General features: G+C 69.1%; 30 protein-coding genes and 1 pseudogene. 17 read left to right on the top strand and 14 right to left on the bottom strand.

All coding sequences use genetic code 11. From position 1 onward, the window contains the following. Positions 1-142: 142 nt before the first annotated feature. The 5 genes from ACFYOY_RS35915 to ACFYOY_RS35895 all read right to left on the bottom strand — a co-directional run bounded on the left by ACFYOY_RS35915 (position 143) and on the right by ACFYOY_RS35895 (position 3,073). Entirely contained in the window at positions 143-331 is a 189-nt protein-coding gene (locus ACFYOY_RS35915; RefSeq protein ID WP_388591720.1) for a hypothetical protein, read from the bottom strand. Between the two features lie 245 nt (positions 332-576). Then, positions 577-717 carry a hypothetical protein gene (locus ACFYOY_RS35910; RefSeq protein ID WP_388591718.1) on the bottom strand — a complete coding sequence of 47 codons (141 nt, stop codon included), beginning with the start codon at positions 715-717 and terminating at the stop codon, positions 577-579. Between the two features lie 17 nt (positions 718-734). Continuing rightward, the gene (locus tag ACFYOY_RS35905) at positions 735-878 is read right to left on the bottom strand and encodes a hypothetical protein (protein ID WP_388591716.1); all 144 of its coding nucleotides are present in this window, start codon (positions 876-878) and stop codon (positions 735-737) included. Positions 879-1,671: 793 nt separating this feature from the next. Beyond that, entirely contained in the window at positions 1,672-2,118 is a 447-nt protein-coding gene (locus ACFYOY_RS35900; protein ID WP_388591715.1) for a hypothetical protein, read from the bottom strand. A gap of 133 nt (positions 2,119-2,251) precedes the next feature. Then, positions 2,252-3,073, bottom strand: coding sequence for a hypothetical protein (locus tag ACFYOY_RS35895; protein WP_388591713.1), 822 nt, complete (start codon positions 3,071-3,073; stop codon positions 2,252-2,254). Positions 3,074-3,440: 367 nt separating this feature from the next. On the opposite strand from ACFYOY_RS35895, the gene ACFYOY_RS35890 reads away from it, so the two are divergent. The 6 genes from ACFYOY_RS35890 to ACFYOY_RS35865 all read left to right on the top strand — a co-directional run bounded on the left by ACFYOY_RS35890 (position 3,441) and on the right by ACFYOY_RS35865 (position 11,266). Beyond that, positions 3,441-4,361, top strand: a complete 921-nt coding sequence (locus ACFYOY_RS35890; protein ID WP_388591712.1) for a sigma-70 family RNA polymerase sigma factor — start codon at positions 3,441-3,443, stop codon at positions 4,359-4,361. A 169-nt stretch (positions 4,362-4,530) separates the two neighbouring features. Continuing rightward, positions 4,531-5,256, top strand: coding sequence for an integrase (locus ACFYOY_RS35885; RefSeq protein ID WP_388591710.1), 726 nt, complete (start codon positions 4,531-4,533; stop codon positions 5,254-5,256). A gap of 2,119 nt (positions 5,257-7,375) precedes the next feature. Further along, positions 7,376-7,633, top strand: coding sequence for a hypothetical protein (locus ACFYOY_RS35880; protein ID WP_388591708.1), 258 nt, complete (start codon positions 7,376-7,378; stop codon positions 7,631-7,633). Beyond that, a complete protein-coding gene (locus ACFYOY_RS35875) occupies positions 7,630-8,670 on the top strand; it encodes a hypothetical protein (protein ID WP_388591706.1) in 1,041 nt (346 codons plus the stop codon). The genes ACFYOY_RS35880 and ACFYOY_RS35875 overlap by 4 nt, the downstream gene beginning before the upstream one ends. Positions 8,671-8,896: 226 nt before the next feature. Further along, positions 8,897-10,669 (top strand): hypothetical protein, encoded by a 1,773-nt coding sequence (locus tag ACFYOY_RS35870; RefSeq protein ID WP_388591704.1) that lies wholly within the window; start codon positions 8,897-8,899, stop codon positions 10,667-10,669. A gap of 369 nt (positions 10,670-11,038) precedes the next feature. Continuing rightward, positions 11,039-11,266 (top strand): hypothetical protein, encoded by a 228-nt coding sequence (locus tag ACFYOY_RS35865; protein ID WP_388591702.1) that lies wholly within the window; start codon positions 11,039-11,041, stop codon positions 11,264-11,266. Between the two features lie 63 nt (positions 11,267-11,329). Here ACFYOY_RS35865 and ACFYOY_RS35860 read toward each other — a convergent pair whose 3' ends face one another. From ACFYOY_RS35860 to ACFYOY_RS35850, 3 genes are read right to left on the bottom strand one after another with little or no spacing between them, the layout of a single operon-like run. After that, a complete protein-coding gene (locus tag ACFYOY_RS35860; RefSeq protein WP_388591700.1) occupies positions 11,330-12,661 on the bottom strand; it encodes a competence protein CoiA family protein in 1,332 nt (443 codons plus the stop codon). A 4-nt stretch (positions 12,662-12,665) separates the two neighbouring features. Next, on the bottom strand, positions 12,666-13,415 hold the full coding sequence (locus ACFYOY_RS35855) for a hypothetical protein (protein ID WP_388591698.1): 750 nt from the start codon (positions 13,413-13,415) through the stop codon (positions 12,666-12,668). Continuing rightward, positions 13,412-14,086 (bottom strand): recombinase family protein, encoded by a 675-nt coding sequence (locus tag ACFYOY_RS35850; protein ID WP_388591696.1) that lies wholly within the window; start codon positions 14,084-14,086, stop codon positions 13,412-13,414. The genes ACFYOY_RS35855 and ACFYOY_RS35850 overlap by 4 nt, the downstream gene beginning before the upstream one ends. Positions 14,087-14,759: 673 nt before the next feature. On the opposite strand from ACFYOY_RS35850, the gene ACFYOY_RS35845 reads away from it, so the two are divergent. Next, on the top strand, positions 14,760-15,902 hold the full coding sequence (locus ACFYOY_RS35845) for a methyltransferase domain-containing protein (protein WP_388591694.1): 1,143 nt from the start codon (positions 14,760-14,762) through the stop codon (positions 15,900-15,902). Positions 15,903-16,579: 677 nt separating this feature from the next. Next, a complete protein-coding gene (locus ACFYOY_RS35840) occupies positions 16,580-16,843 on the top strand; it encodes a hypothetical protein (RefSeq protein ID WP_388591692.1) in 264 nt (87 codons plus the stop codon). Between the two features lie 4 nt (positions 16,844-16,847). Here ACFYOY_RS35840 and ACFYOY_RS35835 read toward each other — a convergent pair whose 3' ends face one another. The 3 genes from ACFYOY_RS35835 to ACFYOY_RS35825 all read right to left on the bottom strand — a co-directional run bounded on the left by ACFYOY_RS35835 (position 16,848) and on the right by ACFYOY_RS35825 (position 18,680). Beyond that, complete coding sequence (locus ACFYOY_RS35835) at positions 16,848-17,753, bottom strand: DUF4231 domain-containing protein (RefSeq protein WP_388591690.1); 906 nt, start codon at positions 17,751-17,753, stop codon at positions 16,848-16,850. A 7-nt stretch (positions 17,754-17,760) separates the two neighbouring features. Next, entirely contained in the window at positions 17,761-18,321 is a 561-nt protein-coding gene (locus tag ACFYOY_RS35830; RefSeq protein ID WP_388591688.1) for a hypothetical protein, read from the bottom strand. Between the two features lie 146 nt (positions 18,322-18,467). Then, on the bottom strand, positions 18,468-18,680 hold the full coding sequence (locus ACFYOY_RS35825; RefSeq protein WP_388591686.1) for a hypothetical protein: 213 nt from the start codon (positions 18,678-18,680) through the stop codon (positions 18,468-18,470). A gap of 225 nt (positions 18,681-18,905) precedes the next feature. On the opposite strand from ACFYOY_RS35825, the gene ACFYOY_RS35820 reads away from it, so the two are divergent. Further along, positions 18,906-19,106, top strand: coding sequence for a hypothetical protein (locus ACFYOY_RS35820; RefSeq protein WP_388591684.1), 201 nt, complete (start codon positions 18,906-18,908; stop codon positions 19,104-19,106). After that, entirely contained in the window at positions 19,099-19,395 is a 297-nt protein-coding gene (locus ACFYOY_RS35815) for a hypothetical protein (RefSeq protein WP_388591682.1), read from the top strand. Before ACFYOY_RS35820 ends, ACFYOY_RS35815 begins: the two co-directional genes overlap by 8 nt. Here the strand turns inward: ACFYOY_RS35815 and ACFYOY_RS35810 are convergent. Further along, complete coding sequence (locus ACFYOY_RS35810) at positions 19,373-19,741, bottom strand: hypothetical protein (RefSeq protein ID WP_388591680.1); 369 nt, start codon at positions 19,739-19,741, stop codon at positions 19,373-19,375. The genes ACFYOY_RS35815 and ACFYOY_RS35810 overlap by 23 nt on opposite strands. Between ACFYOY_RS35810 and ACFYOY_RS35805 the strand changes: the two are divergent. The 6 genes and pseudogenes from ACFYOY_RS35805 to ACFYOY_RS35780 all read left to right on the top strand — a co-directional run. Continuing rightward, positions 19,728-20,063 (top strand): annotated as a pseudogene (locus ACFYOY_RS35805) (DnaB-like helicase C-terminal domain-containing protein); the annotation flags it as partial. The gene ACFYOY_RS35810 and the pseudogene ACFYOY_RS35805 overlap by 14 nt on opposite strands. 290 nt (positions 20,064-20,353) lie before the next feature. Continuing rightward, positions 20,354-20,797: a hypothetical protein gene (locus tag ACFYOY_RS35800; RefSeq protein ID WP_388591678.1), complete on the top strand. Its 444-nt coding sequence runs from the start codon at positions 20,354-20,356 to the stop codon at positions 20,795-20,797. Continuing rightward, a complete protein-coding gene (locus tag ACFYOY_RS35795) occupies positions 20,797-23,022 on the top strand; it encodes a Mucin-19 (protein ID WP_388591676.1) in 2,226 nt (741 codons plus the stop codon). Before ACFYOY_RS35800 ends, ACFYOY_RS35795 begins: the two co-directional genes overlap by 1 nt. Then, on the top strand, positions 23,019-23,264 hold the full coding sequence (locus ACFYOY_RS35790) for a hypothetical protein (protein WP_388591674.1): 246 nt from the start codon (positions 23,019-23,021) through the stop codon (positions 23,262-23,264). The genes ACFYOY_RS35795 and ACFYOY_RS35790 overlap by 4 nt, the downstream gene beginning before the upstream one ends. Next, entirely contained in the window at positions 23,261-24,040 is a 780-nt protein-coding gene (locus ACFYOY_RS35785) for a hypothetical protein (protein ID WP_388591672.1), read from the top strand. Before ACFYOY_RS35790 ends, ACFYOY_RS35785 begins: the two co-directional genes overlap by 4 nt. Before the next feature lie 52 nt (positions 24,041-24,092). After that, a complete protein-coding gene (locus ACFYOY_RS35780; RefSeq protein WP_388591670.1) occupies positions 24,093-24,572 on the top strand; it encodes a hypothetical protein in 480 nt (159 codons plus the stop codon). Positions 24,573-24,614: 42 nt separating this feature from the next. Here the strand turns inward: ACFYOY_RS35780 and ACFYOY_RS35775 are convergent, their stop codons facing one another. Together ACFYOY_RS35775 and ACFYOY_RS35770 are read right to left on the bottom strand one after the other, a co-directional pair. Next, a complete protein-coding gene (locus ACFYOY_RS35775; RefSeq protein ID WP_388591668.1) occupies positions 24,615-25,580 on the bottom strand; it encodes a CopG family transcriptional regulator in 966 nt (321 codons plus the stop codon). Beyond that, a complete protein-coding gene (locus ACFYOY_RS35770; protein ID WP_388591666.1) occupies positions 25,577-26,125 on the bottom strand; it encodes a hypothetical protein in 549 nt (182 codons plus the stop codon). Before ACFYOY_RS35770 ends, ACFYOY_RS35775 begins: the two co-directional genes overlap by 4 nt. A 240-nt stretch (positions 26,126-26,365) precedes the next feature. Here ACFYOY_RS35770 and ACFYOY_RS35765 point away from each other — a divergent pair, with 240 nt between their 5' ends. After that, on the top strand, positions 26,366-26,713 hold the full coding sequence (locus tag ACFYOY_RS35765; protein WP_388591664.1) for a hypothetical protein: 348 nt from the start codon (positions 26,366-26,368) through the stop codon (positions 26,711-26,713). Positions 26,714-26,778: the final 65 nt, after the last annotated feature.

Below are 26,778 nucleotides of genomic sequence, written 5' to 3'. Positions count from 1 at the left end.
GCTGTACGGGCCCCACTGGGCGGGGCAGTGCGTCCTGCGCACTCCTGGCGGCCGCCCGGAGAGGCGGCCGCCAGGGCAGCGCAGGCTGCGGTGATCTGCTGATGGGGCGCCGTCGGCGGCGGCGCCCCATCAGCGGCCGAGATCAGCTGCTCAAGTTGCTGATCTCGGCGGTCAACTCGTGCATCTGGTCGGCGATTTCGTGTCGCCTGCTACGGGACAAGCCCGTCTCGATCAGCTCATGGTGGGCGGCCGCGAGCCGGTCCTGGGCGCGCTGGAGCGGCGCACGGGGATCACGCGGTATCGGCGCAGTGGTGGGGCTGTGTGCGCTCATGAGAAGCCTCTCGGGGTAGGTGGATGTCGTTCACGGGATGGCCGGCGTCCAGTGCCGCGCCCGCCGTCGCAGCGGCGGCCAGCAGCAGAGCGAGGGCGGCCGGACTCTTCACGCCTCGCGCGGCGATGACGCGTGCGGCAGCCGCCTGCGTGGCCCGAGCTATGTCGGAAATGGTCACGAGAGATACGGGAAGGTAAGGCGCTGCCCTCGCTCCCGGAGAAGGAGCGAGGGCAGCGCGGTTGTGTTCAGGGGATGTCCGGAAGCGCGGTGTGGTGTCCAGCACCGGCCGGTCGGCAGTGGGCCGTCGGCGGGATCACGAACGTGACACCCACATCGCTCCAGCCGTAGCAGATGTCGCATTCGTACCGGCCGTTGCGGTAGGTCATCGACTGGCCGCAGCACATTAGAGCGACGCTCCCGGCAGGCGGGTGGGCAGTTCCGGGTGCTCCTTCGGCGGCGGGGGCGGCGCCTGCTGCTGGCCCTGGGGGCGATCGGCGCGGTCGTGGTCCTGGGCGAGGATGGCCAGACGTGCGATGGTGAGGTTCACAGGTTTGCCTCTCACTGGTTGTGCCTGTGCGCAGCGCCCAGGGGGCCTAAGCCCTGGGCGCTGCTTCGGTCGTGGAGCCGGATCCGGCTCCCCTGGGCGCACGAGTAGGTCATGCGGCCGGGGGAACGGGCGGGCCCACGGTGATCTCGCCCCGCGGGGTGACCTTCCGTGGGCCCGCAGCCGCCTATCTCAGCGCCGGTTGTTCTCCGAGCGCTTGTTCTGCTCCGCGTTCTTCTTCCTCAGTTCCTCCCACTCCTCATCGGTGAGACTGGTGACGAAGTTGGTGACGGTGTTCACCGGCCACCTCCCGCCCGGACCCGGCGCAGCGCCTCGTCCATGTCCGTGTCGCTGTCGCCGTCGTGGGCGCAAAGCGGCGGGACTGCCATCGCGGTGTGCACAGCCACACAGAGCCGCCCCGCCGGATACGGGTCCTTGCACCGGCACTGATCCGCAGGCTTTCCGCAGCCGCAGCGCTGATCCCGAGCACTCGCGTGCTTGCCGATCGGCGAGCACGCGACGGTCCAGCCCGGCACCAGCCGGACACGACTCGGCGTCTCCGGCACGCTCGTGTGACTGATTCCCGCGTGTACGCGAAGAGGCGGCGGAGGTGTCATGATGGTGTTCAAGGTCGTGTTCCTCCCAATGAATTCGACCGAATCGGCCCCGGGGTGCAGCCCGGGGCCTTCATCGTTTTGGCCGGGATTTGGCCGACTGCCCGGACGAGCAGCCGCGGCCGCTGGGCATCCGGCGCGTGAGCGGGGATGTCCAGGGCCGCGGTCGCTGGTACGGGCACTCAGGCGGCCGCCGCGACCGGCGCGGCAGGGCGCCGGAAAACAGCGGCCGGGGTGGGAGCGATCTCCCGCGCCGCGAGGCGCAGCAGCGCGGCCTGGCCCTCCTCCACGAGCACGCAATGCCAGTGCTCCGGCCACTCAGAGGAGTGACCGAGGATCTGGGTGAGGTACCACCAGTTGGCATCGCCGGCGGGCACAGGCGAGAGGTGGCGGCGCAGCACGATGCGGGCCTGGTAGGCGATCCAGCCGGGCACACCATCGGTGTCGAGGGCGTGGCTGCGGCGGGGCTGGGAGAGTGCGCGGGTCCATGTCTGCTGGGCGAGGTCCTCGGCCTTGTGCCAGTCGGTGACCGGGAGGCGATTGGTGATGTAGCCCAGCAATGCGTCCTGACAGTCGATGAACTCCTGCTCGGGCTGTGAGTAGCGGCGGGTGCGTGCGCTCGCGGTCATAGTCGATCTCCATGTGAGTGAACGACAACGGCCCGAGAGCAGTCCCGGGGCCGTCATCTTGGGGAAATGAGAGGCCCCGGCCGTCCCGATCGCTCGGGAAGGCCGGGGCCGTGGTCGCTCGTTGTCGGGCTGGTCAGACGCCGACGCGGAGCGTCTTCAGAGGGAGCAGTGGTCCGCGCTCGCTGGCAGCGTCGGCGAGGCGGGTCCGGCAGGTGTTGTTCGCTTCCTCGATCAGCGTGCCGCTGCGTTTGGCTGTGACCGTCTTGGCGTTGGTCGTGGCTTCCTGGTGCTTCGCCCACTCATCCGAGTTGGCCGCCCTGCTCCTGGCCGCCCGATGGCGGGTCAGCAGCGCGTTCACGCGGGCTTCTTTCGTGTGCTCGCGGTCGCGGTGCGACTGGGTGCGCCACAGCTGTTCGTACAGCGCGGCGAGCCGAGCGCCGTCCGCGCAGCGGTGCGTGCCGCCGCAACGGCCGGCCGCACTGCTGGCCCGGCACTTCTTCAAGTGCTCGCGGTAGGCGGTGAGCGCGTCGGGCGCGTTCACCGGGGCCGGGGTGATCTTGGTGACGGGCTTGGCCGGGGCCAAGATCGGCTTGTAGTGCTGGCGCGCGGAGTGACAGCCAGCGGCCTCCACGCCCCCTTGCTCCAGCAGCCGCTGCCACACCTCGTACGCGACGTCGACGGTGACGCGGCGGTTGCTGTTCTTGCAGCGGATCGACGCGTCCTTATGGACAGTGCCGGTGTCGTGCGGGACCAGTTTCTGGATCTTGGCCCGGACGCCAGTGATCGGCACCGACGTCTTGCATTCGGGGCAGATCAGGGAGGCGCAGGCGGGCCGTAAGTCGTACTGGTGGGGGTTGAGATTGGACACCCGCAGCGGCGGGCTGGGGTTGATGTTCCGGCTTCGGGTCCGGGATTTACGGAAGCGGGCGGTCGGTTCAGAGGCCGGAGTGGACAAAGTGACTCCTCGCAAACGGAGCGGCAGGGGCATGGCGCGGTACCCTCTCTGCCCTCCAGGCCACACAGCGAAGCCGTGCCCTGCAGGACAGACAGCGCATCAGCGCTGCGACGTGCACGCAGATCAGTCGAGAAACCCGGGGGAGTTTGGTGGAGCTCTCGACCCCGGCCGCCCTGCGAGGGGCAGACGACGTACTGCGGTGGTGCTGGTAGGGCGCTGACGTGCAGATATAGCGAACGCAACCGAACGATTTAGCGCCCTAAACCGATCGACTGCTGAAACCATAAGACTCGTCACAGCGCGCGTCAACCATCTTGAACCGATGCGGTTTAATGGGGTAAACATGACCTCGCGAAGGGAGGCACGCATGGAGCAGAAACAGCTCGACGGGGACTTGCCCTCCCTGAAGGAGCAGTTCGACACGGCTTTCGACGTCGTCCTGTCCCGGTTGAAGGAACTGTCCGACCCTCTAGAGCGGGCGAAAGTTGCACATGCTCTCGTCGGTCGGGTGCAAGACCACGGCAACGAATTCCAGGCCGTCCGCAATGAGGCTATGAACGAAACGCTGCGCCTCGCCCAGCTGAACAGCACCCAGCTGGCGGCCGAGCTCGGTATCAGCAAGGGACGAGTGAGCCAGCTCGCTAAGGGCGCTCCTCCCGAGCGCCTGTTCCTCGGTTCAGGGAAGGTCGTCGTGGCCCTCGCCGAGAAGCTGGAGGATGGCAAGCTGCAGGATGGCCGAGACAAGCCCGTACAGGGCCCTGTGATCGCCACCGAAGATGTCCAGACCTACGAGCGCCTACGTGAACTGGCCGAAGACGTCGGACTGGAAATCACGTTCGAGCGGATCTCCCTCGGCGGCAACGTCCGGCTCAACCGGAACAACCTGGTCGTAGTCTGTGGCCCGCGGCTCTCGCCCCTGATCGAACAGATCCTTGAGAGTGACCCTCACCTGCGGTTCGAGAAGGACGACGACGGCTGGCACCTCGTCGACCGGAACACCGGCCAGGTCTACCGATCTCCTATGGACAAAGGCGAGAACGGCGATATCGCCTACTTCGGCCGTCTTCCCCGGCCAGACGGCCAGGGGGCCTTCCTCTACATCGCAGGCATCCACGCTCGCGGCTCCGGTGGCGTCGTCCACTGGCTCAGCCAAGAGCTGGCCAACGTGCATCGCGAGCTCAAGGTCAAGCGGTTCTCGACCCTCATCTCCAGCCGGTTCGACCCGGAGACTCTAGAGATCGTCGAAAGCGAGCGAATCACGCCTTTCTACCGCCCGGAAGGGGCCTGACGTGCAGGTATCCATGGCATCGGCCCAGGGTATGGGCGCTGCGAACGAGGACACAGTCCACGTCAGTCCTACCGGAGTCGTCGTGCTGGACGGCCTGTCTGCCCCGAGAGACCTGCCCATGGGGTGCGTCCATGGCACCCCATGGTTCGTACGACAGCTCGGCACACGCTTGATCAATCTGATCGGCGACAACACGGTGTGGCTGCGGGAAGCCCTACGAACCGCCATTGCGGAGGTCAACGACCTGCACCGTGACACCTGCGCGTTGGATCAAGAGGCGGTGCCTGCCTCAACCGTCGTAATGATCCGCGAGCGGGACGACGTCCTTGAGTACCTGGTGCTCTCTGACAACGTGCTGGTGCTCGACCTCAGCGACAACGGCATCCAGACCGTCACCGACAAGCGAGTCGAAGAGGTCGCCAGCGACGAAATGCGCGCCGCTCTCCAAGGCCCGACCGGTACTCCCGAGCATGCAGCCCGGGTCTCCGAACTCGTCACGGTCCAACGCGGCCTCCGCAACCGACCGGGCGGCTACTGGGTAGCGGCAACCGACCCAGCCGCCGCCGACGAGGCAATCACCGGAGCCGTGGACCTTGCCAAAGTCCGGCAGGCCGCGCTCCTGACGGACGGCGCGAGCCGACTCGTCGACAGCTTCGGCGCCTTGAGCTGGGAACAACTTCTGGACTTGCTACGCACTGAGGGGCCGGCCGCTCTGATCGCCCGTACCCGCGAAGCTGAGCTCGCCGACCCGGCCGGAGAGCGGTGGCCCCGATTCAAACGGTCGGACGACGCGAGCGCCGCATACGTGTGTGTTGGCCAGCCCGTGCCTCTCTCCTCGGGGACCCAGCGCAGCCGCAGCGCCCAACTCCCCAGGAGTGATGATGACTCGACCTGACAAGCGGCGCTGCGCCGCGCATTTACGTGCGCCAGGGGAGACCATGAGCCTCGGTCAGTCAGCAGCCGATAACTGCCTGTCGATGACACGGCCGCCTCTGGAGTCCCTAACGCCTCGTCGTGGGAGTAAGGTGTCTCCGACGTTGATCAAAAACAAAAAAGCGGCCCCAACGACCTTGAGCAAGTCGTGGGGCCAGTGGCCGAGGGACCTTGTGAGAGGGGTCCGGAGGCCCGCCGAGCACCCTTATAGCCATACGAGGATGATCGACATGATCCAGGGTACCGCTACCCACCCCCAGACACACCGCACCCCGCCGTGGTGCCAGCAGCCGCCTACGCGTCTCTGGCCCTTCGGCGGGGTGTTCGTGTTGTCCGCGACTGCCTCGACACACACCTCTGGTGTGGAGGGGGTCTGGATGATCTAGCTCCAGGGCGGCTCAGCCGCCGGGGCGCTCAGCCCAGGTGATTTGGCAGTCACCTCAGCTCAGCGCCCCCGTAGACACCGGAGGGCTGGCAACCCTCCGAAGGGATTGTTCGCCGGTTGGCAGACCGAGCGAACGGTTCATTTCAGGTTCTGCAACAGGAACCGAAGCACCCACGAGGGGGCTTCTTTGTGCCGTCAGGCGGGAAGCCCGCGACAGGAGCATTGTGCATGACTGCACGAGGGCACGCCAGCTTTGGCATGCCTGCGTACCGCTTATCGAGCCAATCACCTGGCAAAACCGCTGGCCACCTGAGATCAAGATCACAGGTTCCCGCGCCCCATTGAGGGTGATTTTCTCCCCATCAAGCCAATTGACGCTGTTCTTCCTGGTTGCTACTTCAAGGCACCCAGCTGAGGAGCACCAGTGAGCGCCATGGTGTCTGCCGGCGGAGTCCCTGCCCTTTCGTCGTTCGTGTTGGTCCGGGGATCTCGGCAGGAGATGCAAGGCACTGAGTCCCGGCACGCGCAGCCTCGGGCTTGGCTTCGTGCGGTGCGGTGGCTGGTGGGCGCGGGGTTTCACCCTCGGTCTGGTAGCTCGACCTTGCGTGTGGCGGAAGATCTGGCTGCGCGGATGGACTACGACCGCGGGCTGGTGCTGTACGGCCTGGATGGCACGGTCCGGCGTACCGGGCTGTCACGGGCGACGGTAAAGCGGCATGCCGCGGTGCTGCGGGAGTTGGGTGCGCTGGTGTGGGTGCGGTGTGGCTCGAAGCGCAACCTCCGGCTCCCGGGCCGGGCGTACACAGCGACCGCGACGATCTACGGCGCGGTCATTCCGCCCTGCTTCGACCAGGCGATGGGGCACCGCCTCGCCGGACATGGCTACGAGACGCGGGTGTGCGGGGTGACGGAGGCCGGCCGGGAGCGGGCTGTGGCGGCTGCCCGTACGGCGGTGGAGCCTGTGGATAAGCGGGCTGTGGATAACCGCAGTTCATGGGCGCGTGAGCCCCATTCCCTTGAGGGTTCCCCCTCGGTGGGGAAGGTTGAGGTAGTGGGTGGTGGTAAAGACACCTCGCGCGCGAGGCGGCCCACAACATCTCCCGCCCGGAAACTCAGGACGAGGCGTGGTCCGCGTCGCTCGGCACGTCAGGTCGCGCAGGACATCGGTATCGCCCGGCAGGTACGGCCCCTGGTGGCTTGGACGCAGCGGGAATCTCTTCGCCGTCTGGCCTACGCCCTGCGCCCGCTGATCGACCGGGGCCTGGACAGCATGCAGATCGCTGCTGAGCTGCAGGGGATGTGCATGGGTTGGAGGCCAGCCAAACCCGCCTCCTATATCCGTGCAGCCCTTGCCCGTGGTGCGCAACACGATGCGGACCTGGCTGCGGGGGACCCGGACCGGCCGTACGCGTTCCGCCGTGATGCCCAGTTGAGCAGGGGCCTGCCCTGCACGCCCGGCGGTATGACGCTGGTCCCGTGTGCCCGACACGGCTGTTCGAACCTGGCCCGCGGTAAACCGACGGATCGTGTCCGCTGCGATGAGTGCGAACTCGCTGTGTGGCAGACACGGCAGGCACGCCGGGCGTTGGAGTCGATCCTGGCGGCCCCGCTGCCACCGCCCGCTGACCCGTCGCCTGCCACCGCTCCCGTGTCTCCTCCGCTGGCAGCGCCTCTTGCCGGGGCGGAGGCATCGGATGTGCGGGCCGAGGCTGAGGGGGACGCGGTCCTGCCCTGTCCGGTTCGCGAGCAGCTGCTCGCCCTGGCGGATATCGCCCCGCAGGCCGTACCGGCCGCACGCGCCGCCGCCCACGCCGCCTACCGGCCCGCCCAGGAAACCGAGTCCGCCCAGGCGCACCGCCGTCGGGTGTCCGCAGCGACCGCGACCTGGTGCTCCATCACCAACCGCTACGCTGACGAACTCGCCTCCGCCCACCATGCCGGGAGCGCCGCGTGATCGTGCACCGCAACAGCAACCAGCCCATCGTCCGGTGCGACCAGTGCCCTGGCCGGCCCATCCTCGCCACGCACCGCGAGGACACCGACACCCGTAAATGTGTGCGCTGCCAGGGCGATCACCGGTGGCTTGCCCCGCCGCATCCGGAGGACCATCTGTGCGAGGTCTGCCGACGCGAGTGCCCTGTGTGCCAGGCAGCCACCGACGAGGAGGAAGGCGGCATCTGCCGCGCCTGCCAGGGCCGCTGCCGCACCTGCTCCGCTCCGCTCCCTGCCCGCCCGGCCTCCGCCGAGACCATCACCCGCGTCGAGGCCGGACAGCGCAAGGACCAACACCGCCGCTGGGCGCGCACCTACTACCCCCGCGCCTGGGACCAGTGCGATACCTGCCAACGCACGGCCCCCGCCGCTGATCCGGTCCGTGCCGTCCTCACCGCGCTTCCGGCCAAGCTGCTCCGTGCCTGCGGGGGCGGCGTACCGCCTGCAGTCCTGCAGACCACCCGTGACGAACTGCTCCGCCAGCCCGCCGCCCGGCTCACCGCGCGGATCGAGCGCCGCTGGTGGACCACTTGGGCCAACCGGCCCCTCGAGCGCAAGGCCGACGCCGGAGAGGACGGATACCGGCCCGACGACGTCGCGGTGTGGCTGCTGGCACCCACACCGTGCGCCGGCCGGTGTGAAGACGGCTGGTACCCCGCTCCGCCTGACCGGCCGGCCGAGGATGACCAGCCGTGCAGCGTCTGCCGCGGCGGATGGCTCCTGCCCGGCCGCGGTCCCAGCCCTCACAACCCCGACAACGATCAGTCCGGGGACGACCAGACACATGCCTCGTCCGCGGCCGCAGACCGCACCCCGGCTCAAGCGGTCGTCTACCGGCCCCCACACCGCGAATGCGAGGGCCGCGGCGGCACCTGCGGCCGCCCCGTCGCCGACCCCTACACCCAATGCCCCACCTGCCTGGGCTGGCCCGGCTGCGGCTGCGGCGCCCCCTACGACCCCACCAAAGGAGACGCCTGCCGGACCTGTTCCGATGGATAGGGAGCGCGGCCCGGCTCTGGAGCACCTGACAGGTGGCCGACGCCCGGTACTGCGCGACGGTGGAGTACCGAACTCGCCTGCGAGCGCGGCACGACCGTCTGGCAACACGGGCAATGACGGCCGCGGTATCGCCCACTGCGGCCGTTCGGCCTCTCGCGAGGACCGCCCCGGGAGAGCTGGGCATACAGGAAACCCTGGTCGGCAGAGTTGCATAAAGTGAGCAACTGTGACTGATGAGATGAGTGCGGTGCTGGCCGGACTGACGCCCGCTGTCGTTCCGGTCGACGGCGCCGATCCCGAGCTGGTCGCGATCGGCGAGCGATACTGGGCCCTGGCCGGCTTTCACCCTGAGCTGGGCACGCCTGTGTGGTGTGAGAGAACCGCAGACATCGACACACTCGGCTGGGGCGGCCCTCTTTACGTGGTCGCCGCAGGCGGTGTGCGGGCCGTTGTCGATCACACTTGCCCCGAGTGCGGAGAGCAGCTCAGCTTGACGTCGCGCACCGCGCTGGCCGACCTGGCCAAGGGCGAGACGCCTGTCTGCGTGGCATGCACGGAGTCCTTGGTGGCTGCCGTGCACGCACTCAATGATCCGAACCGCAAGGCCAAGCGCGATGCGGCCCGGGCCCGTGCAGTACAGCAACAGGCGATCGACACGGCTCTGGCCACCTGGCAAAGCGCGCAGCTCGCGGTCATGAAGGAGCGGTACCGGCTGGCTTTCTCCGAGACGGTACCCACAGCCTCGGTGCGAGAGATGGTGGCAGCCCTGGCGCTGCTGCGATACGCACCATCGACCACACCGATCTCTGGGATCGGAACCTGGCTCGACCCTCTGCACCCCGCGCAGAGCGAAACCGTTCAACTCTTGGGAGCGCTCGTACGGGGCCGTCTGATCAGAATCCACCCCACCACCTCGGTTACCGCCATGGAGTGGGAGCCCGGTACGTTCCAAGACGCCCTGGCCGCAGCAGGTGACGATCCCGAGTCTGTACACCTGAACCCTCAGCTGACGTCACAGTTCTTCCCGCTGGATGCCCGCTTCTACGCACCGTTTGGCACGAGCGAGGGGACCGGCGCCCAGCACCTGGACGCCGTACTAAGCGCACGTCTGGCGCCGGAACGCCTCACTGCGGGCCAGCACGACGACCTCCTCGCCCTGACGCAGGAACTCATCGCTGAAGAGGCTCTGCGCTACTTCACCAGTCGGCTGGAGGACCTCAATCTGCCGGCCGTAACGGATAATCACGTCGAGCGGCTGCGCGAGGCTACCTACAAGGTGGCCCGGCACCGCCCACTCGGGGAGATCTACAACCTGATGTGGCGTTCCACCCGGACCGCCGCGGAGTCCGCCCAGAAGAACCCACGCGCGCCACGCGTCAACATGAGTACCCACGCGGTCAACCAGTTCGAGACGCATGCGCAGCGTGCCGTCACCGAACCCACATGGCCGGTCAAAGCCTTCGGCGAGGTGGCTGGCTGCGGTCCGAGCGCGCTGATCCGCACGCTCTTCTACACCGTGCTCGACCTGCATCCGCTGGAGACCTCTCTGCCCGACATCGAGCAGGTGCTGCCAGAACCGGCTCCCGAGCCGCCAGTGCCAGCCAGCGAGACCAGGCCCCAACCTCACATGCGTGAGGAGGGAGACGATGAAGAGCTGCCGCTGCTTGTCAGATGGCTCCATGCCTATCCCGACAGCTGGGACCCGGACACTGTGTCCCAGACCTTGGAGGAATTGGCACGGACCGCTGCGGGGATGGAGTACGACGTCGAACAGCGAGTCGTCAGGCGAGCTGTCACCCATCTGCAGCGGCTGCAAGCGTGCCTGTCGCCCGTGCTCGACGACAGGCAGGTAGCTCTCGCCGTTCTCGCGGCCACCGACCTGCTGCAACACCCAGTCACCGGATCCAACCGACACGTGAACCAGCCCGTCGGGTCTGTCGTGCGCCAACATATTGGCCGAGCTATCTTCCGCTCCCCAGAAGACCTTCCAGAGGAGTGAACGCGCGCCGAGCTCCGCATTCGGCTTGACGGCCTACTCGTCGACGGTGCTGACCACCGCTGGTACGCCATCACCGCCGACATCCTTCCCCAGACGCCCTCCCCCCGGTCGGCCTGGCCCGGGGGCAAGCTGTCCCTCGCACCCACCGCGGGCCGCTGCCCAGCCACCAGGACCTCTCATTCGGACTGCGACGCCTTCGGCCTTCCCTGGATCTCCTGCATCCCGGCCGGGGCGTTGGGCGGCAGGTGCCATCAGGTCTCCGTGTCGGGACCGACCCTCCACTCCAGGCTGTTCCGTGGGATAGCCGGCACCACGGGCGCCAGGGTGTCCCGCCCGTGGAAGCGGTATCACCGGCACTGAAACAAGCCGATGGATGAGCGCCTCGGCCGGCCCCCGATCCTGCTCATGGCAAGGCTGGAGCGTACATGGCGTGACGGCCACGAGCTGGACATCGAAGATCTCGGCAGCGGCGCTGACCTGGAGTACCACGCAGATACCGTGACGCTCGTAGACCGGACCGATCCCGCTGGAGTGCGTGTTCTGGTCGCCAAGGACCGATACGGTCCGGCACCTCGGCACTTCACCGCCAACTGGTAGCCCGCCTCCGTTCTTGGGCAGCATCCTGCCGGGCCGCTGCGATGGGCGTAGACCGGAGACCTTCTACATGCGGTCCAGACCCATCATCCGGTTCACCGCCTGCTTGATGGTGAGGCTGCCCGTGTCCTGCTGCTGCGGTACGACCGGGACCGTCGTGGTCAGGTCGACCTCGATGACCTCAATGCGTTGGCCGGGGCGGGCCTGCGCGGCGATGCGCTGACGTTCGCGTTCCGTGGTGGCGAACAGGATCAGTGGTGCAAGGCGGTCGCGGAGTGCGGGGACGCGGCTGGCGACGGGACAGATGACGGCGTACGGGGCGCCGTTGACGTAGACGGGGACGCCCATGGCGAAGTCAGGGGTGCCGTGCTTGGCGACCTGCGGATAGGTTCCGGCCTCGTGGTAGACGAACTCGACCACCGGCTTGGTCAGCGCCTGCTGGCGCTGGAGCAGGGCGTTGATCGCCGCCTGGTGGTCCTGCTCCGCCGTGCGCTGGGCCTCCCGGCGCCGCCGCTCGGGCTGGATCTTCCGGGCGATGACCTGCTGGCGCCTGGCTTCAGCCTGGACCTGTTCTTCCTCCAGTTCGAAGTAGGCACGGGTGATCCATCGCCACTTGCCGTCATCACCCCAGCCCTTTGCGCGCAGCCGGTGCGGGCGGGTGGTGTTCGCACAGATTGCGGCGACGAACCGCTCCAGGGGAAAGGGTTCCGCCATCGGCCACTTGCCGTGGCCGCCGCACGGCAGCGGCCCGTCGACGCCCGCGCCGCAGTCCTCGCATTCACAGAGGCCACAGTTCCCGCGGTCTTCGCACCACTCGGGGACGAACCGAGCGGGACCGGCGGTGACCTGAACGGGTCCGCCGTCGTCAGGCCGGGCGATCTGGACCGAGGGCACGTTGTCCAGCCAGGGCACAGTCTTGCGGTCGGTGAACCAGCACACCTCGACGCCGTCCGACTGGTACCGGTCGGTGCGCGCTTCGATGTCGGTGACCGGGATGGACGCCATCTGCGCCTCCAGCGCGACGCGGCGGCTGCCGTCCGGAGAGGTGGCCATCACGTCAGCCCGCCAGGAGCCGTCCGGGGCGGCGACCTCGTACTCGGTGCTCCAGCCGGCCGCGCGGGCGTGATGGGCGAGGTCGAGCTTGAGCAGGTGGTGCGCTATCCCCTCGCCCGCAGTCTTTGCGGCGCAGTGCGGGGCGTTGTTGGCGTGCCGCAGGAACCACAGGTCGTAGGTGCCGTGGGTCTTGTGGACCAGGTGCAGCGGCCAGTCGCACTCGTAGCAGGTCAGCGGTGCGGGCGGCTTGACCTTGTAGATGCTCTCCCGGTCCTGGCCGCAGCCGAGATCGGCCTGGGCGACGTCGATGCGGCCCCAGTCGCCGTGTACGCCGACGAAGACCATCGCCTCAGCCCTCCCCGGCGCCCTGGTGGGGCACGGACGTGTCGGCGGGCCGGAACTTGGCCAGGCACAGCCCGCACAGCAGCGGCCCCTGTTCGAAGAAGAAGGGGGTGACCTGCTGGCGGCGGGGCGGGGTGCACTCGCAGACGATCAGGAAGCGGGCGCCGGATCGGCCGCCGCGCGGCGGGGCCACGGCCTGGACGGTGGCTTCGAGCTGGACGGCGGCCGCGGCGTCCAGGGCAGCGATTACCTCGGCCCACTGCGCGGCCTCGACGTCGGACAGCGGGCAGCGGCCCATGCCGACGACGCGGGCGGCCCGCGCGGGCGGGGTGAGGCCGACTTCCCGGGCGAGGCGCCCGTACCGCTTGTTATGCCAGCGCCGGTCACCGCCGCTGACGTCGGTGATGCCCCGGTCCAGGGCGAGGCCATGCGCGGCGTGATGCAGCAGCCCCTCCATCATCGGACGTCCGCCGAGTCCCAAGGTGCCGGAGGACACTTGGAGCTCCATGGTCAGCCGGCCGTCGCGGATGAAGCGGCGGCCGGTGCGCAGCGCCGTGCACTTGGTGGGGTCCTGCGCGCCGGCGGTGGGCGGGGTGGTGACGGAGATGTCCGGGACGCCGTCGTAGCGGCGGCGGATCTCCTTCCACGCGGTCTCCACGGCGCTGATGATGACCGCACCGTGGACGACGGGAGCGGTCGCGGGCCGGGCTGGCTCCTTGGGCTGGGAGGTCTCGGCGAAGAGGGCTAAGTCGGTCACAACATGCTGCCTTCGAGTTGGGCGGGGATACGCGAGCCCCGCAGTTCCTTCAGGCCGGGGATGTGGTTGTAGAGGGTGCCGACGGACACGCCCAGCAGGCGGGCGACGGTCTCGATGCTGTTCTCCGGGTTGGGCAGCATGTCGCGGGCCGCGCGCAGCAGGTCGGGGCTCACGACGGTGGGCCGGCCACCGACGCGGCCGCGGGCCCGCGCGGCGGCGAGCCCCTCGTTCGTGCCCTGCACGATCAGCTCCCGGATGAACTCCGCCAGGGCGGCGAAGACGTAGAAGATCAGGCGGCCGCCGGGGGTGAGGGTGTCGAGCTTCTCGTGCAACGAGGTGAAGCCGACCCCCCGCTCGCGCAGCGCCGCGACCATGTTCACCAGGTCCTGCAACGAGCGGCCGTACCGGTCCAGGCTCGGCACGACGAGGGAGTCGCCGGGCTGGAGGAAGGCGTGGCACTCCTTCAGCTCCGGGCGCAGGTCGTTCTTGCCGGACTTCCTGTCCGAGAAGATGCGCCGACACTTCGCCAGGGTGAGCGCGTCAAGCTGCCGGTCGAACTTCTGGCCGCCGGTGGACACCCGCGCGTACCCGATGCGGATCTCGGTCGGATGCAGCGGGAAGGTGCCGAGAAGGTTGTCGGCGGGCCCGAGCGCGTCGTTCAGCACGGTCATGAACGGCAGTGTGCCCTCAAGTAACCAACGTTTTCTGAGGGTCGGCCGGACACCCCTCGAAGGAGGGCCCAGAGCCTTCAACAACTCCCCCAGGCCCTCAAGAACCCGCCGACACCCTTTGAAATGAGGGGAATGCCGGTCTCCGGGAGGCCGTCCGGCAGGATGCTGGTGTGACAAACCGATACGGCGAACCCATACGTACGGCGCGCGAGACGATGTGCCCGAAGTGCGGCAGGAACGCTTGGCTGATCCACGTGCGCGTGGCCGGCGACGTCGACGTCCGCCGCTGCGAGGAATGCGACGAGGAGGTCGAGATCGACCTCTGGGTGTACGCGAAGCCGAGCGAGGTGACCCTTCCCGGCGCCGGATGAACCTGCGCCTGATGCGCATCGGCTCCCAGCGCGCTGGCGTGTCGGGAGCCGGGGGAGATGGCGCCGGGCGTCAGGCGATGATGGAGGCCGTCGCCGCCCCCGCGGGTGCTCCCGCGCTCTACCGCTGTCTCTGATATCGCGTCATCATGGCGCGGTTACAGAGGTGAAGAATATGGAGTAGCTCGTGAGCAAACATCGCAAACCGGATCCTGACCCGGGGCAGGGAACGCCGCCGCCGAACAACTCGGACGGGCAGGTGCCGCCGCCTCCGCCGCCGTCCGGGACACACCGGAAGTAGCCGCGTGTCCGACTACGACGCCTTGCGGAAGCGGCTGGATGAGGCCATGGACCAGCATGGGTTGTGGCCTGCCCGTTCGCCCTGGACGCGGCAGGCTGTCGCCGGCACACCGCGGCATACCTTCGCGCCTGACTGGCTGTGGCGCTGGGACGGCCACGCCTACCAGCCGCTCGACCGCGGCGCCGACCCCGACCGATGGGCCGCCGAATTGTATGGCCGGCCCTACGACGCGGCCGTCACCCAGATTACCCACGGCGCGCCCTCCTCCAGCCTGTCGTGTCCGTCCATCGTGGTGGACATGCTCGACTCCCTCATGCTCGAACCCGGCCACCGCGTCCTCGAGCTCGGGGCCGGGACGGGCTGGAACGCCGCTCTCCTCACCTGGCGCGCAGGACCCGGACGCGTGGTCAGTGTCGAGGTGGACGACGAACTGGCCCGGCAGGCCAAGGAACGCCTCGACGCGGCCGGTATCGACGCGGCGGTCGTGGTCGCCGACGGCGCCGACGGCTGGCCGTCCGGCGCGCCCTACGACCGGATGATCTCCACCTACGCCGTCGACCAGATGCCCTGGGCGTGGGTGGAGCAGACACGGCCGGGCGGCCGGATCGTCACCCCGTGGGGGCGGCTGGGGCACGTCGCGCTGACCGTCGCCGACGACCACCGCTCGGCGGTGGGGTGGATGCAGGGGCTGGCGATGTTCATGCCCGCCCGCGGTACACCGCCCGCGAGCAGCTGGCCGCACGTGCGCGGCACCGGCCCCGCCGACGACGAACGGCCATTCGCACGGGACCTGCGCCCGCTGAAGGACAATGCGCACCTGCTGTTCGCCCTGCGCATCCACCTCCCCGACGTGCAGATCAGCACGGGCGTGGACGACGACGGCGTGAACGTGTGGATCCACGACGGCGTCGCCTCCTGGGCCACGCTCACCACACTCCCCGACGGCGAGGCCATCGCCTTCCAGGGCGGGCCGCGGCGCCTGGTCGACGAGCTGGAGCCTGCCTGGGACTGGTGGCTGACCGAAGGACAGCCGACCCTGTACGACTTCGGAATGACCGTGGAACCCGAGCGCCAGTACGTATGGTGCCGGGACCCGGCGTCGGGGCTGCGCTGGCCGCTCCAGGCGCGCGGTCGGGCCGGGGTGTAGAGGCCGCTCACCAGGCACCTTCCAATGGACCCTGCCATGCGGTGATCGGCCTTGCCCGGTGGTCCCTGAGCCGCCGTCTCGCGCCGTCCGTCGCGTGCTGTCCGGTGCCCTGCTGTGGCACCGGCCCCGCTGCCATCAGCGTCATCGCCGTCTGGTTCGCCACCGCCGCCGTTGAACCGGTGACCTGCTGGTTTGACCGGGCGTCATCTGCGCTGCCAGGATGGCGCCCCACAACCGCATATAGAGGCGTTCTGCGCCCGGGGTGACGCACCACGAGATCCCCCACACAGGGCGCGGCTTTACGGCTGAGGTTTCAGAGGCTCTTCCCAACTCCCTCACTGTCGGCTCCAACTGCACCACCCATGCGTCGTGGATCCGGCGTGGGGACGTGACCACACGGTTTGACCGGATGTCATGGGCACTGCCACCCTGACGCTCCACAACCGCATATAGAGGCACCGGCGGGTCGAGGTGGAGCCGAGCTCCCTCACCACGGTGCAGGCACTACGGCAGAGGTCGATGGCTCCACCAAATCCCCCGGCCGGTTCTACCGCACGAAGGCTCCCGCCCCCGGCATCCAGGGGTGGGGGCCTCTTTGTCTCTCCAACCCCCGTTTGTCTCGTGTTCGAAAGCCCCGGCAGCCGCCGGGGCTTTCCGTATCTGTGGAGGTCTCCGTGATGGATATTGCTTCTGCCATGCCCGCCTACGTCCTGCTCGCCGCGCTCGCGGTCATCGTCGTGCTGCTCACCGTGGTCGCCATCGTCGCGCGGGCGGTGGTGACAAAGGCGCGGCCCGAGGACTTACAGCACATCCTTCCGGGCCTGGGGCAGGTCTTGGCGGCGCTCGCCTTGTTCCTCCCCTGGGGCCGCGGGACGAGGGGCCCGACCGTCCCCGTGCGGTCCGAGCGTCGAGGAGGAGGCCGTCGGCAGCCACGCGGCTGAGCCGTCAGGCCGCCGGCGGCTGTGTGGTGGGCGTCGCCTGGTCGGCCGGCTGGTCGAGCTGCTGCTGGCGGCGCCGCTGCTCGTTGCGGTGTTCTTCGACACGCTGCGTGAACTTCTTCAGGGCCTCGCCTTCCCGGCCGGGGCCGAACTCGCTGTAGGGGCCGATGCCAAGCGTGACGGCGTTGGCCTCCTCCTCGATGGCGTCGGCGGTCTGCTGGAGGAAGTAACTGCGCTCGCGGAACTTGTAGTAACCGGTGAACATGGCGGCCACCGTGATAGCGAAGCTGATGATGGTCAGGGTGACGCTCTGCCAAGTCAGTTCCTTGCCGGTGTCCAGCGCGGCGATCGTGGTCGTGGAGGCGGAACCAATCATGATGAGGGACTGCAGGCTGTTGTGGATACGCCGGTACTTGCGGCTATCTGCCTGGTACTGCTCGACCGCGGTCGTGACTTCCTCGAGGTAGAGCTTCCGTCGATCCTCCAGGCCCGGGCGTCCTTGGGCCTTCTGCTTCCACAGCGACTCCTGCGCGGAGGCGAGCTGCGCCTCGGCACGCTGGAGGGTGGGCAGGCCCCGCTCGGCGAAATGCACCCACACCAGCGTCAGCTGGGACAGCAGGAGGAGGCTGCCGCAGATCAGATCGCCCAGGACGAACCGCGCCGGGTCGCCTGTGGTGACTGCGGCGGTGACCGTGCCAATGACGGCGGTGAGTAAGGACAGCCAGCTGACCGCCCAGCCGACGCGCCCGATGCGGTCCAGCCGTCGGCGCCGGGCGAGCTTCTCCTGTGCGTCGATGACGAGGTTGGTGGTCACCACGTAGATCCGTTCGTCGGCATCCCGCTTGCGGGCGCTGATCAGTTCGTCTGCGTCCCGGATTCGGCGGGGCGCGTCGTCGTCAAAGCTCCGTGCCACGGGCGGGTCAGCGGGCGAACGCTTCGGCCAGGCGCACGCGGTAGCCGTCCTCTTCCATCAGCACGACGGTGGCACCGAACGGATCGGGGTGGTTCAGCTCGATGGGAGTGAAGGCGAAGTTGACCGCGGCCTGGATGGGCGGCACCAGCTCGCCGCCGGGCTGCGGCGCGGCGGCCGGCCTCCAGTCGGGGGCGACCGACGCCCAGCCCTCGGGGCTACGGGACAGGAGCAGCTCGCTGTAGGGGAACTGGTGCAGCACGTGTCCGTCGCGGGTGGCGAGCACCATGTTCAGGCACGGTGCCAGGCCGACGATGGGCAGCTGGCAGGCGGTGGCGATGTCGTGGGTCTCCCACGCGAGGACGACTTCGTCCGCGCCGGCCGCAGCGGCGATGTTCGCGAGCTCCGCGATCCCGGTGAGCGCATCCTCGCCGACCTTGAGCGGGCTGACCCAGATCAGCCCGACCAACTCGCCGCGCACCAGCGGCATGATGACCGGCCGCGGCACAGTCCCCTCGCCCAGCCCTGCGGTGTACGCGTCCTTCATCACGCCAACCAGCGCGTCCCACATCCGTGCTTCCACGGAAGCCCCCTGTCCGTCTGCCGTAACCGATCACCGCTGACCCTGCCACGCAAGGTGATGCCGTGTCAGCGAGATGATCCGCCAGCCCCGAGCAGGCTCGGCCTGGGCAGACCTCGTCACGCTCGGAGTGCGAATCAGGTCTCGGAGGCGTCGCTGTTCGTGCGCCGGCCCATGCGGCGGATCAGCAGTTCGGAGCGGATGAGCACGGCGATGAAGGCGACCGTGCCGGTGAGCATGACCGACCACGCAATGGCCTGCCACGTCGATTCGGTGCGAAACACGTACGGCGTGAACACTGCCATCACGACCGCGAGCACACCGAGCGCGCCCAGCCAGACGAATCTCATCACGATCTCCCTCGGGCGTCGTCAGGACGGGTCCGTCGGCGCCTCCTTCGGGCGCAGGGTTGTGATTGTCCGATAACTCAGCGTGCTCGCGCCAGACCCCGAGTCAGCAAAGCCCACGCTCTCTGCGCCGCGACACCGATCCGGCCGATTCACCCGCACACGGAGCCGGACCGGGTACCGCGGAACGCCGAGGGCATCGCGGCCGCGCTCGACGGCGAGCGGCGGATGGAGTTCTACCGCGAGCTCCTGGCGGCCGCCCCGGAGGACGCCGAGGCGGTGCTGCGCCGCTGGTGGTGCGAGGCGACACTCGACACCGACCCGGCCGGTGGCCGGTTCACCGAGGCCGCGGTGAACGGCACCCTGCCCACGACGAGCGTCGCGGCGGCCATCGCGCGCCGCCAGGCGGCCGGGCTGCCCGTTGAGTGAGTCGCACGGCCAGGAGCCGGAGGGCTGGCCTTGTGAACTCTCCGAAGAGGTCGACGCGCTGCTGGCGGACTTATCCCTGCCGGGCGAGGTCTTCGGGGCGATCATCGCGGCGGCAGTGCAGATCAACGAGACGCGGGGCATGGTGCCGGGCAGCACTGCCTCGGTGAAGTGGCCCCAGCAGAGACGCATGCCGCTCGGCCTGGACGGTGTACTGGGTGTCGCCGAGTACGTCATCGTTGCTGACGCCGACCCGCCGTACATCGTCCTCACCCGCGTCCAGCTGTACTGACCGCCCCTGACGGCCGAGGGGCGTGGCGCGGCCGTGTCAGGTGACGCGTGGCGTGGCGGTACAGGGCAGCGACCAAGGCGATGACGACGGAGAGCGTGACACGCTGGCCGACGGGGGCCAGGAGCCCTAGCAGCCAGGCGCCGCCGGCAACGGCCAGCGGGATCTGCGCCCAGTTCATGTCGGCCAGCGCGCGGGTGAGCCCGGCGCGGGCCTCGATCACGACGGCAACTCCGCGGGCGTCCAGGCAGGCCAGGCCGACCATCGGGAGCGCGAGGAGGATGCGCTGCCACCAGGTGGCCTGCAGGCCGAGGACCCAGGCGGCGCCGAAGAAGCTGCGCCGCCACATGCCCAAGGTGCAGCATGCGCCGCTCTACATCGACGCCTCCCCGAACCTGTCGATGACGGACATCCGCGCCAAGGCCCGGAAGCTGGTGCAGAAGCACGGCGTGCGGCTGGTCATCATCGACTACCTGCAGCTGATGCAGTCCGGCGGCCGGAAGATCGAGAACCGGCAGGAGGAAGTGTCCTTCGTCTCCCGGAACACCAAGCTGCTGGCGAAGGAACTCGAGGTTCCGGTCATCGCCCTGTCGCAGCTGAACCGCGGGCCGGAGCAGCGGACGGACAAGAAACCTGTGGTGTCGGACCTGCGCGAGTCCGGGTCCCTGGAGATCGAACGGAGATGTCGCAGGTCAGAGGCTCGACGATTCGGGCGGATCCGCCCGAAGCTTTAGGAAGTGCCACGTTCGTGAGACTGAGCCGCTGTGCCATCGACGTGTGACAGCGGGGCAACCGCTGGTCAACGAGCGCCGTCCGTGCCGCGGGCAGCGAGACCCTGCAGGATCTGCGCGCTGCGGCGACGTCCGGTTTCTCCGCCTCCGTGCCGGACGGCTGTTCCCCTTGCCCTCCACACTTTGAATCTGGCAGTCTTCAAGTCTCAAAGTTTTCAGTGGAGGTGTTGGTGTCCAAGTCCATGCGGACGATCGAGATCGACGAAGAGGTGTTCGCCTATCTGCAGCGCCACGGGGAGCCTTTGGTCGACTCCCCCAACGACGTCCTGCGCCGTCTGCTCCTCAACGGGGGGACTCTCCCGGCCGATCCAGCCGGGGCCCGGCGCCCCGGCGCCCTGATGTTCATCCTCGAAGCCGGTCTGCTCCAGCCCGGAGACGAGCTGGAGCACCATCAGCCACGGCTCCGGCGGACACACAAGGCCACGGTCACCGCGGATGGTTGGGTGGAACTCCCGGACGGCCGGGTCTTCGCCCAGCCCTCCCCTGCGCTCAAGGCACAGGCCGGCTCCGAGATCAACGGCTGGGGCCAATACACGCACGTCCCCAGCGGAAAACGCCTGCAGGAACTGCGAGAAGAGGCATCCGTACCTGCGGCCCCGGAGGAAAGCTCCTGATGGACAACAAGACCTACACCGCCGGTCTCGCCGAGCTCCGCGAAGTGCGAGACAAGATCAAGCCGCTTGAGCGGCAGATCGCAAAGCTCCGGGCCGAGCTCGGCAAGCTGCACGCACGACGCGACCAGCAGATCGCCGAGCTGGGCGGGTTCGAGAAGGCGAAGCCGGACCGGCTCGCGACGTCAGCCGGCGTTTCTGTGATCGACGTCGTCGCCCTGGCGCCCTCTCTGGGCCCTCAGGCGCCCGCCAGCGCTCCCGTGGAAGCCGCGCCAGATCAGCCCAGCGGAGATCACACAGAGCCGCAGACGGCCGCACAGCCGATCAAGGAGCCGCCCGGTGCTCCGGCGCCCGCTCTCGGGACACCCGGACAGCCCGAGACGGTTGCCCACCCGCAGGCCGGCAGCGACGACGGCGACCAGGAGCAGCAGCTGCCCGCCGAAGACCGAGCGGCCGAACCGGTACCCGTCTCCCCCTCATCGCCCGCTCCCCCGGAGCCCGGCACGGCGCCCCCGCAGGAGCGGGTGCTGCCGTCGATCCCCGCGGGCGAGACGGGTGACCGCTGGTTCCGGGCCGAGCCGAACCTGGCGTCCCAACGGCCCAACTTCAGGCAGGCCGCGCGGCAGATGGCCTTCCTGGACACCGCGACCGGTGTGCTGGTGTGGCAGGGCGGTCAGGTCACCCTGGACCTGGGGCATGCGAATGTGGCGGACATCCTCACCGCGGTCTACGCCACGGTCCCGGCGGATGTGGAGCGCATCTACATCACCGCCGGTGACCCCTGGCACCAGAACGCCGCCGGTCACCAGTGGCTCAAGGACGCCGTCGCCGAGTGGCTCAACGGCCCGCTGCCGGAGGGCTGGCGGGTCGAGTCCTCGCGGGGCAAGGACCGGCAGGCCGGGCACCTGGTCCACCCCCGTAACCCGGTGGGCCGCTGGCAGCGCGGCGACCAGCACACCGAGATCCGCTCCATCGGCGAGTGGTTCGACCCGGCCGGCGCCGACCCGGCCACCGTCCGCGAGGCGTTCGTGCTGCTGTGGAAGGCGCTGCGGCGGCACTGGGACGACGTGGTGCTCATGGGCTCGCCCTCGCAGACCGGGCGGGATCTGTGGTCGCGGACCATCCCCGCCAAGGCCGGCGCGAAGTGGGCCGAGGGGTTCCCGGTGATGAGCCAGGAGATCCGCGGCCTGCTCCACGCGACCGCCGGGCAGGGGCGCACCGAGCTGATCACCCCGCCGCGCGTGCCGGAGACGATCCCCGGCTGGTACGAGGCCGACCGCACCTTCGCCTACGCCAAACACACCTGGTCCTCCGGCGTGGGGGTGCCGCGGCGGGTGACGGCGGCCGCGTTCGCCGCGCTGAGCGAGAAGGAGCAGGCCAATCTGCTGTTCTCCCCCTCGCACTGGCAGGTGCGGGTCACGATCCCCCGGGACTGGAATCACGTGGGGCTGCTGCCGGCGCCCGCGCCGGGCGAGCGGTCGTGGCACTACCCGTACGAGGGCGGCCGCACCTTCGTCACCTGGGCGGGCGGCGCCGAGGTCAATCTCGCGCTGCGCAACCCGGTCCAGCCCTGGGGGATTGAGATCCTGGACGGCCTGGTCTGGGAGAAGGGCGAGCCGCTCAAGGGCTGGGCGAACAAGCTGAAGGACGCCTGGCAGTCGCTGCGCGCGATGTCCGAGGTCCATGGGGAGGAGCAGCAGCGCCAGGCCGCGCGTCTGGCCTCCCGCGCGGTGCGGTCGATCCTGCTGTACGGCATCGGCACGTTCGCGCAGCGGCCGCGGATCACCACCGGCTCGGTCGAGCTCGGCGCCGGTGGCGAGGTCCCGGAGATCCCGGACGGGGCGCGGCTGACCGGTCTGACGGACACGCACGCCACCTGGGAGCGCGATGGCGGCTTCGCACGGGACCCGTACGCGCATCCGGAGTGGGCGGCCGGTGTGTGGTCGGCGGCCCGGGCCGCGCTGCTGTCGGCGAGCACCGGCACCAAGGACGCGACGGGCAAGCCGGTGAAGGCCGGTGCGCTGCACCTGCCGCCCGGTTCGATCCTCGCCTTCCGCACGGACGCCATCTACAGCTCGGTCCGCCCCGACTGGCCGTACCAGGGAGAGCCCGGCGACTACCTCCTCAAGGGGGCGATGGACTGGGAGCTGGGCACCCCCACCACCGAGGAGGACTTCTACGACCTGCAGCGGCTCGGCCGGCAGGCGCTGGAGGTGGGCGACCAGTGAGTGCGGACGTTGCCTGGGGCGGAGCGTGGGAGCACCCGGTGTGCGGTGCGTCCGGCGAAGCCGTGTGGGAGGACGAGGACACCGCGTCTTCCGGGCACGACTGCGGCCGTGAGGGCGAGGTGACATGGAGCGCCGAGTGGCGCTGCCACAGCTGCGGCGCCAGCGGCGACGCCCAGCTCGAGGACGACACCAGCACCTATGCCGATCACGAGTGCAACGACGATGAGGAGGCGGCCGCATGACGCCACGCAGGAGGCGCGCCGGCGGCGGCCGCCGCGCCCAGCGCAATGAAGCCGCACGGCTCACCGACCAGCTGCTGGACGCCGGATTCAACAAGAAGCAGGTCGGCGAGATCCTCGGCCGCAACCCGTCCCTGGTGAGCCAGTTCTTCACCAAGAACAAGGGGGCCTCTCTCGTGCCAGCGCTCCGGGCCGCTGTCCAGGCCGTGCAGGCCGGGGTGCGGGACGCCGAGAGCCTCCAGGCCATCGCCGCCGGCCACATTCAGCCGCGACTGGCGAAGTCCGGCGCCATGGCGCGGGTGCGCGGCAGGGGCGGGATCCGCGCGGAGAAGACGGTGACCGAGGACGGCCGGCGGGTGAAGAGATGGACCTCCTCGATGGCCCGGGCCGGTCGGCAACACATCGCCTCAGGGGCGTCCCGGTTGCGTCCGGTGGTGGAGGAGGCCGCCGCGAACGGCGGGAAGATCGCGTTCACCGTCCGGGCCCGTAAGGGGTCGTTCAAGCACGACTCCGGCCGTCTGGCTGACTCCCCCGGTGTGCGGCGCAACGTCGTCCAGCGCCGCGACGGAACCGAGGAACGCGCCTACGCCAACAACGTCGGCGGTCCCGGCTCCGGTATGGAGGGCTTCGACGCCGTCGAGTTCAAGGCCATGGTCGACGCCGCCGGCGGGGATGTCGCCGCTGCGGTGCAGACGTGGCTGGTCGACAACAACCGCATCGAGCCCGGCACGGTGATCGTCGGACTCGAAATCCGCGCGTGGACGGCGCGCGAGGACTGATCACGCCGCCGGCGGCTGGTCAAAGGTCACGACACCACCAGAGGAGAGATACATGTCGACCGAGCAGGGGCGACTCACTCTCACACCCAGCACCGCCGATCGCGTGTGCGCCCTCGCCACCCCGCCGGCTACCGCCCCTACGAACGATCATGCCGCCGTGTGGCTGGATGACGAGGGCGGCGTGTGGGCCGACTACCCCACCGTGCCGTCAGCCGATGACGTGCTGCCGATGGTGTGGCACGACGAAAGTCCCACCGCGCGCGGCGAGCTGGAAGAGCGCGGCTACACCCTGACCCGCATCGCCCACTGCCGCACCGAATTGCTCTCCCCCTACGGGGCGCCGTCGGCGGACGGGGCGGCGGAGTACGCAGCCGTGTGGCTTGATGACGCGGGCACTGTGTGGGCCGACTACCCGACCGACTCCGAAGAGGGCCGGGTTCTGCCGCTGGTCTGGGGCCGCGAAGAAGCCGAGCCCCGAAGCGAGTTGGAAGAACTCGGCTACGAATTCACCCTCATCGGCTGGAGCTTCTGACCTCATCGAAGGATCAGGCCACGGCCTCATCCACCACCACACCTAGGCCCGGCGCTTGAGTTCCCGGGTGAGCTCCTCGTGCCAGGAGCGGCGCCGCGGCACCGCGTTCGTGGGCGGCTGCCCGAGCGGGACCACGGGATCGGTGATCCCGTAAGTGATGCGGTACGCCAGCAGGTCCGTCGCGGCTTCCATCCACGCCTGCGGGTTACGGTGCGGTGGAAGCGGGCCCAGTGCCGTCTCGAACCACACGGGCAGCAGATCCTTGCCGCTGATGGCGCCGGCCAGTCGGCTGCGCAGCCGTGTCCGGAGCTTGGTGTCGGCCCGCTCGCCGGCACTGATGGTCTTGCCGTAACGCGTGCGCGCGTTGTCGTCCGCCTCGAGCTTCCGGCGGCTTTCCTCGACCTTCCGCCTGAGCGGTTCGATGCGGTCGTGGGCCTGCTGCGCTTTGGGGGCGGCCGTCTTGAAGTCGCGCTCGGCCGTCTTCCGGTCGGGGTGGTCTGCGGCGGTTGTGGCGAGGATCGCTGCGGCCCGCAGCACGGTGCGACGGTGTTGACCGCGTTCTTCCAGAGCCCGGGAGAGCTGCCCGATGGGGGCCTCCAGGGCAGCGCGCTGCCAGTCCGGCAGGATCTGTGCCTGTGCCGCGGCTCCCTCTTCGACCGCCACGGCGAGGTGGTGTAACTCCGCGCCGTGGTCTGCGTCCAGGTCGACGACGACGGCACTGGCCGCCTGGCGGGCCCGGCGCTCGAGCGCGGCCACTCTGCGGGATACCCGCTCGACAGAGCCTTCGACGGCGGAGATGTTGCTCTCGAGGTCTTCGGTCGTCCGGCCGATCTGTTCTTTGGTCTCGTCCAGCTCGGCCTCGAGGGTGTCGACGCGGCCAGGGAGCCGCTCGACGGTTTCCTCCACCTCCTCAAGCTTGGACTGCACGGCGGAGAGGTCGAATTCAAGGTCCCGCTTCAGGTTGCTGAGGCGGCGGTTGACGTCGCCGTAGGAAGTGTCCATGCTCATGGCCGCTTCTCCCGGCTCGTGTCTGTGGGGGCGTCCGGGACGGTGAGGGCGAAGCTGATGATCCATCCGGCGGCGGCAGCGAGCCAGAACCAGCCCGTGAGCACGTCGAAGACCAGCAGCGGGACCAAGGCCGTGACCACGGTCAGGATGCCGGCCGCGTATCGACTGCGGCGGTGGGTCTGGGGTGTGGGGTCGGTGCTCGCTGCGATGGCGCCGAAGAACGCCTGAATGGCGGCCACGATCAGCCACCACCAGCTGATCTGCCCAGTGAACGGGGCCAGGGCCAGTACGGCGGCGCCCGCCAGGTGCAGTAGCGAGGCCCACCGGATAGTCCGCTTGCTGGCCTGGCGGTGCGGTTCTTGCAGTTTCGCCGGTATCTGCGCCTCGAAGGTGAGCAGGCCATCGGCCGCCTCGAGCAGGTGGTTGAAGACCGTCGCGTAGCGCGGATCGTCATCGGGCATGGCCTCGAGCTCATCGAGCTTGGCCCTGATATCGCTCTGCCGGCCTGCGACATCGCCGGCTATCTGCTGCTGGGTGTCAGCCACTTGCTCCCCTCCGCGGTGTGGTGGCACGTCGCCGGAACACTGCCCATCCCCGGCAGCCTCGACCCTCGGCATCCGGCATGTCTGCTCCTGGCCAGAACCAGTCCCTCAACCCCTTGTAATGCATTCTATGTGTATGCATAGTTAGAGTATGCAAGATGGTGACGGTGGCACCGCCGCCGTCCGCCACCGGCGCGGCGGGCACCCACCCGACGGATGCCACGACGAAAACAAGGGAGAACCATGAGTGGACTGAACTACGAGCGTCACAAGATCGCCCGGAGCGAGGACTTGCCGTTCGCGGGCGACGCCACGACTGCCGATGTCGGCTACGCCATCAACCTGCTGACCAGCCTCGGCCGCGAAGTGAACGCGCCGCTCACCAGCCCCGAAGCCCGCCTCGTGCAGTACGTCCAGATCGCTGACGTGTCCCGCTGGATCGTCGATGCGGCGGACGAGCTGCACGGTGATCTGACGGGCGAGAGCGACGAGGACTCAGCGGAGGCCGTGGCCGAGTACCTGGCGACGGAGCAGGAAGCCCGGGACGCCGAGCAGAGGAAGACCAGCGCATCCTCCGTACCGCAGGCATGACCTCCGCTGGCCCGGGCGCCGGATCGGCGCCCGGGCCAACGCTGTGCGTGAAGCCCAGGGGTGAG

It is taken from the genome of Streptomyces sp. NPDC007875 (assembly GCF_042868035.1).
Lineage (GTDB): Bacteria > Actinomycetota > Actinomycetes > Streptomycetales > Streptomycetaceae > Streptomyces > Streptomyces antimycoticus.
Note: the sequence above shows the minus strand (reverse complement) of the source record. Positions and strands in the feature narration are given on the sequence as shown.

Excerpts from the sequence above, each read along its gene's own strand:
- ACFYOY_RS35915 (WP_388591720.1), bottom strand. The coding sequence starts at position 331 with ATGAGCGCACACAGCCCCACCACTGCGCCGATACCGCGTGATCCCCGT.
- ACFYOY_RS35910 (WP_388591718.1), bottom strand. The coding sequence starts at position 717 with ATGACCTACCGCAACGGCCGGTACGAATGCGACATCTGCTACGGCTGG.
- ACFYOY_RS35900 (WP_388591715.1), bottom strand. The coding sequence starts at position 2,118 with ATGACCGCGAGCGCACGCACCCGCCGCTACTCACAGCCCGAGCAGGAG.
- ACFYOY_RS35890 (WP_388591712.1), top strand. The coding sequence starts at position 3,441 with ATGGAGCAGAAACAGCTCGACGGGGACTTGCCCTCCCTGAAGGAGCAG.
- ACFYOY_RS35865 (WP_388591702.1), top strand. The coding sequence starts at position 11,039 with ATGGATGAGCGCCTCGGCCGGCCCCCGATCCTGCTCATGGCAAGGCTG.
- ACFYOY_RS35860 (WP_388591700.1), bottom strand. The coding sequence starts at position 12,661 with ATGGTCTTCGTCGGCGTACACGGCGACTGGGGCCGCATCGACGTCGCC.
- ACFYOY_RS35850 (WP_388591696.1), bottom strand. The coding sequence starts at position 14,086 with ATGACCGTGCTGAACGACGCGCTCGGGCCCGCCGACAACCTTCTCGGC.
- ACFYOY_RS35840 (WP_388591692.1), top strand. The coding sequence starts at position 16,580 with ATGGATATTGCTTCTGCCATGCCCGCCTACGTCCTGCTCGCCGCGCTC.
- ACFYOY_RS35830 (WP_388591688.1), bottom strand. The coding sequence starts at position 18,321 with ATGTGGGACGCGCTGGTTGGCGTGATGAAGGACGCGTACACCGCAGGG.
- ACFYOY_RS35825 (WP_388591686.1), bottom strand. The coding sequence starts at position 18,680 with ATGAGATTCGTCTGGCTGGGCGCGCTCGGTGTGCTCGCGGTCGTGATG.
- ACFYOY_RS35820 (WP_388591684.1), top strand. The coding sequence starts at position 18,906 with ATGGAGTTCTACCGCGAGCTCCTGGCGGCCGCCCCGGAGGACGCCGAG.
- ACFYOY_RS35810 (WP_388591680.1), bottom strand. The coding sequence starts at position 19,741 with ATGTGGCGGCGCAGCTTCTTCGGCGCCGCCTGGGTCCTCGGCCTGCAG.
- ACFYOY_RS35795 (WP_388591676.1), top strand. The coding sequence starts at position 20,797 with ATGGACAACAAGACCTACACCGCCGGTCTCGCCGAGCTCCGCGAAGTG.
- ACFYOY_RS35785 (WP_388591672.1), top strand. The coding sequence starts at position 23,261 with ATGACGCCACGCAGGAGGCGCGCCGGCGGCGGCCGCCGCGCCCAGCGC.
- ACFYOY_RS35780 (WP_388591670.1), top strand. The coding sequence starts at position 24,093 with ATGTCGACCGAGCAGGGGCGACTCACTCTCACACCCAGCACCGCCGAT.
- ACFYOY_RS35775 (WP_388591668.1), bottom strand. The coding sequence starts at position 25,580 with ATGAGCATGGACACTTCCTACGGCGACGTCAACCGCCGCCTCAGCAAC.
- ACFYOY_RS35765 (WP_388591664.1), top strand. The coding sequence starts at position 26,366 with ATGAGTGGACTGAACTACGAGCGTCACAAGATCGCCCGGAGCGAGGAC.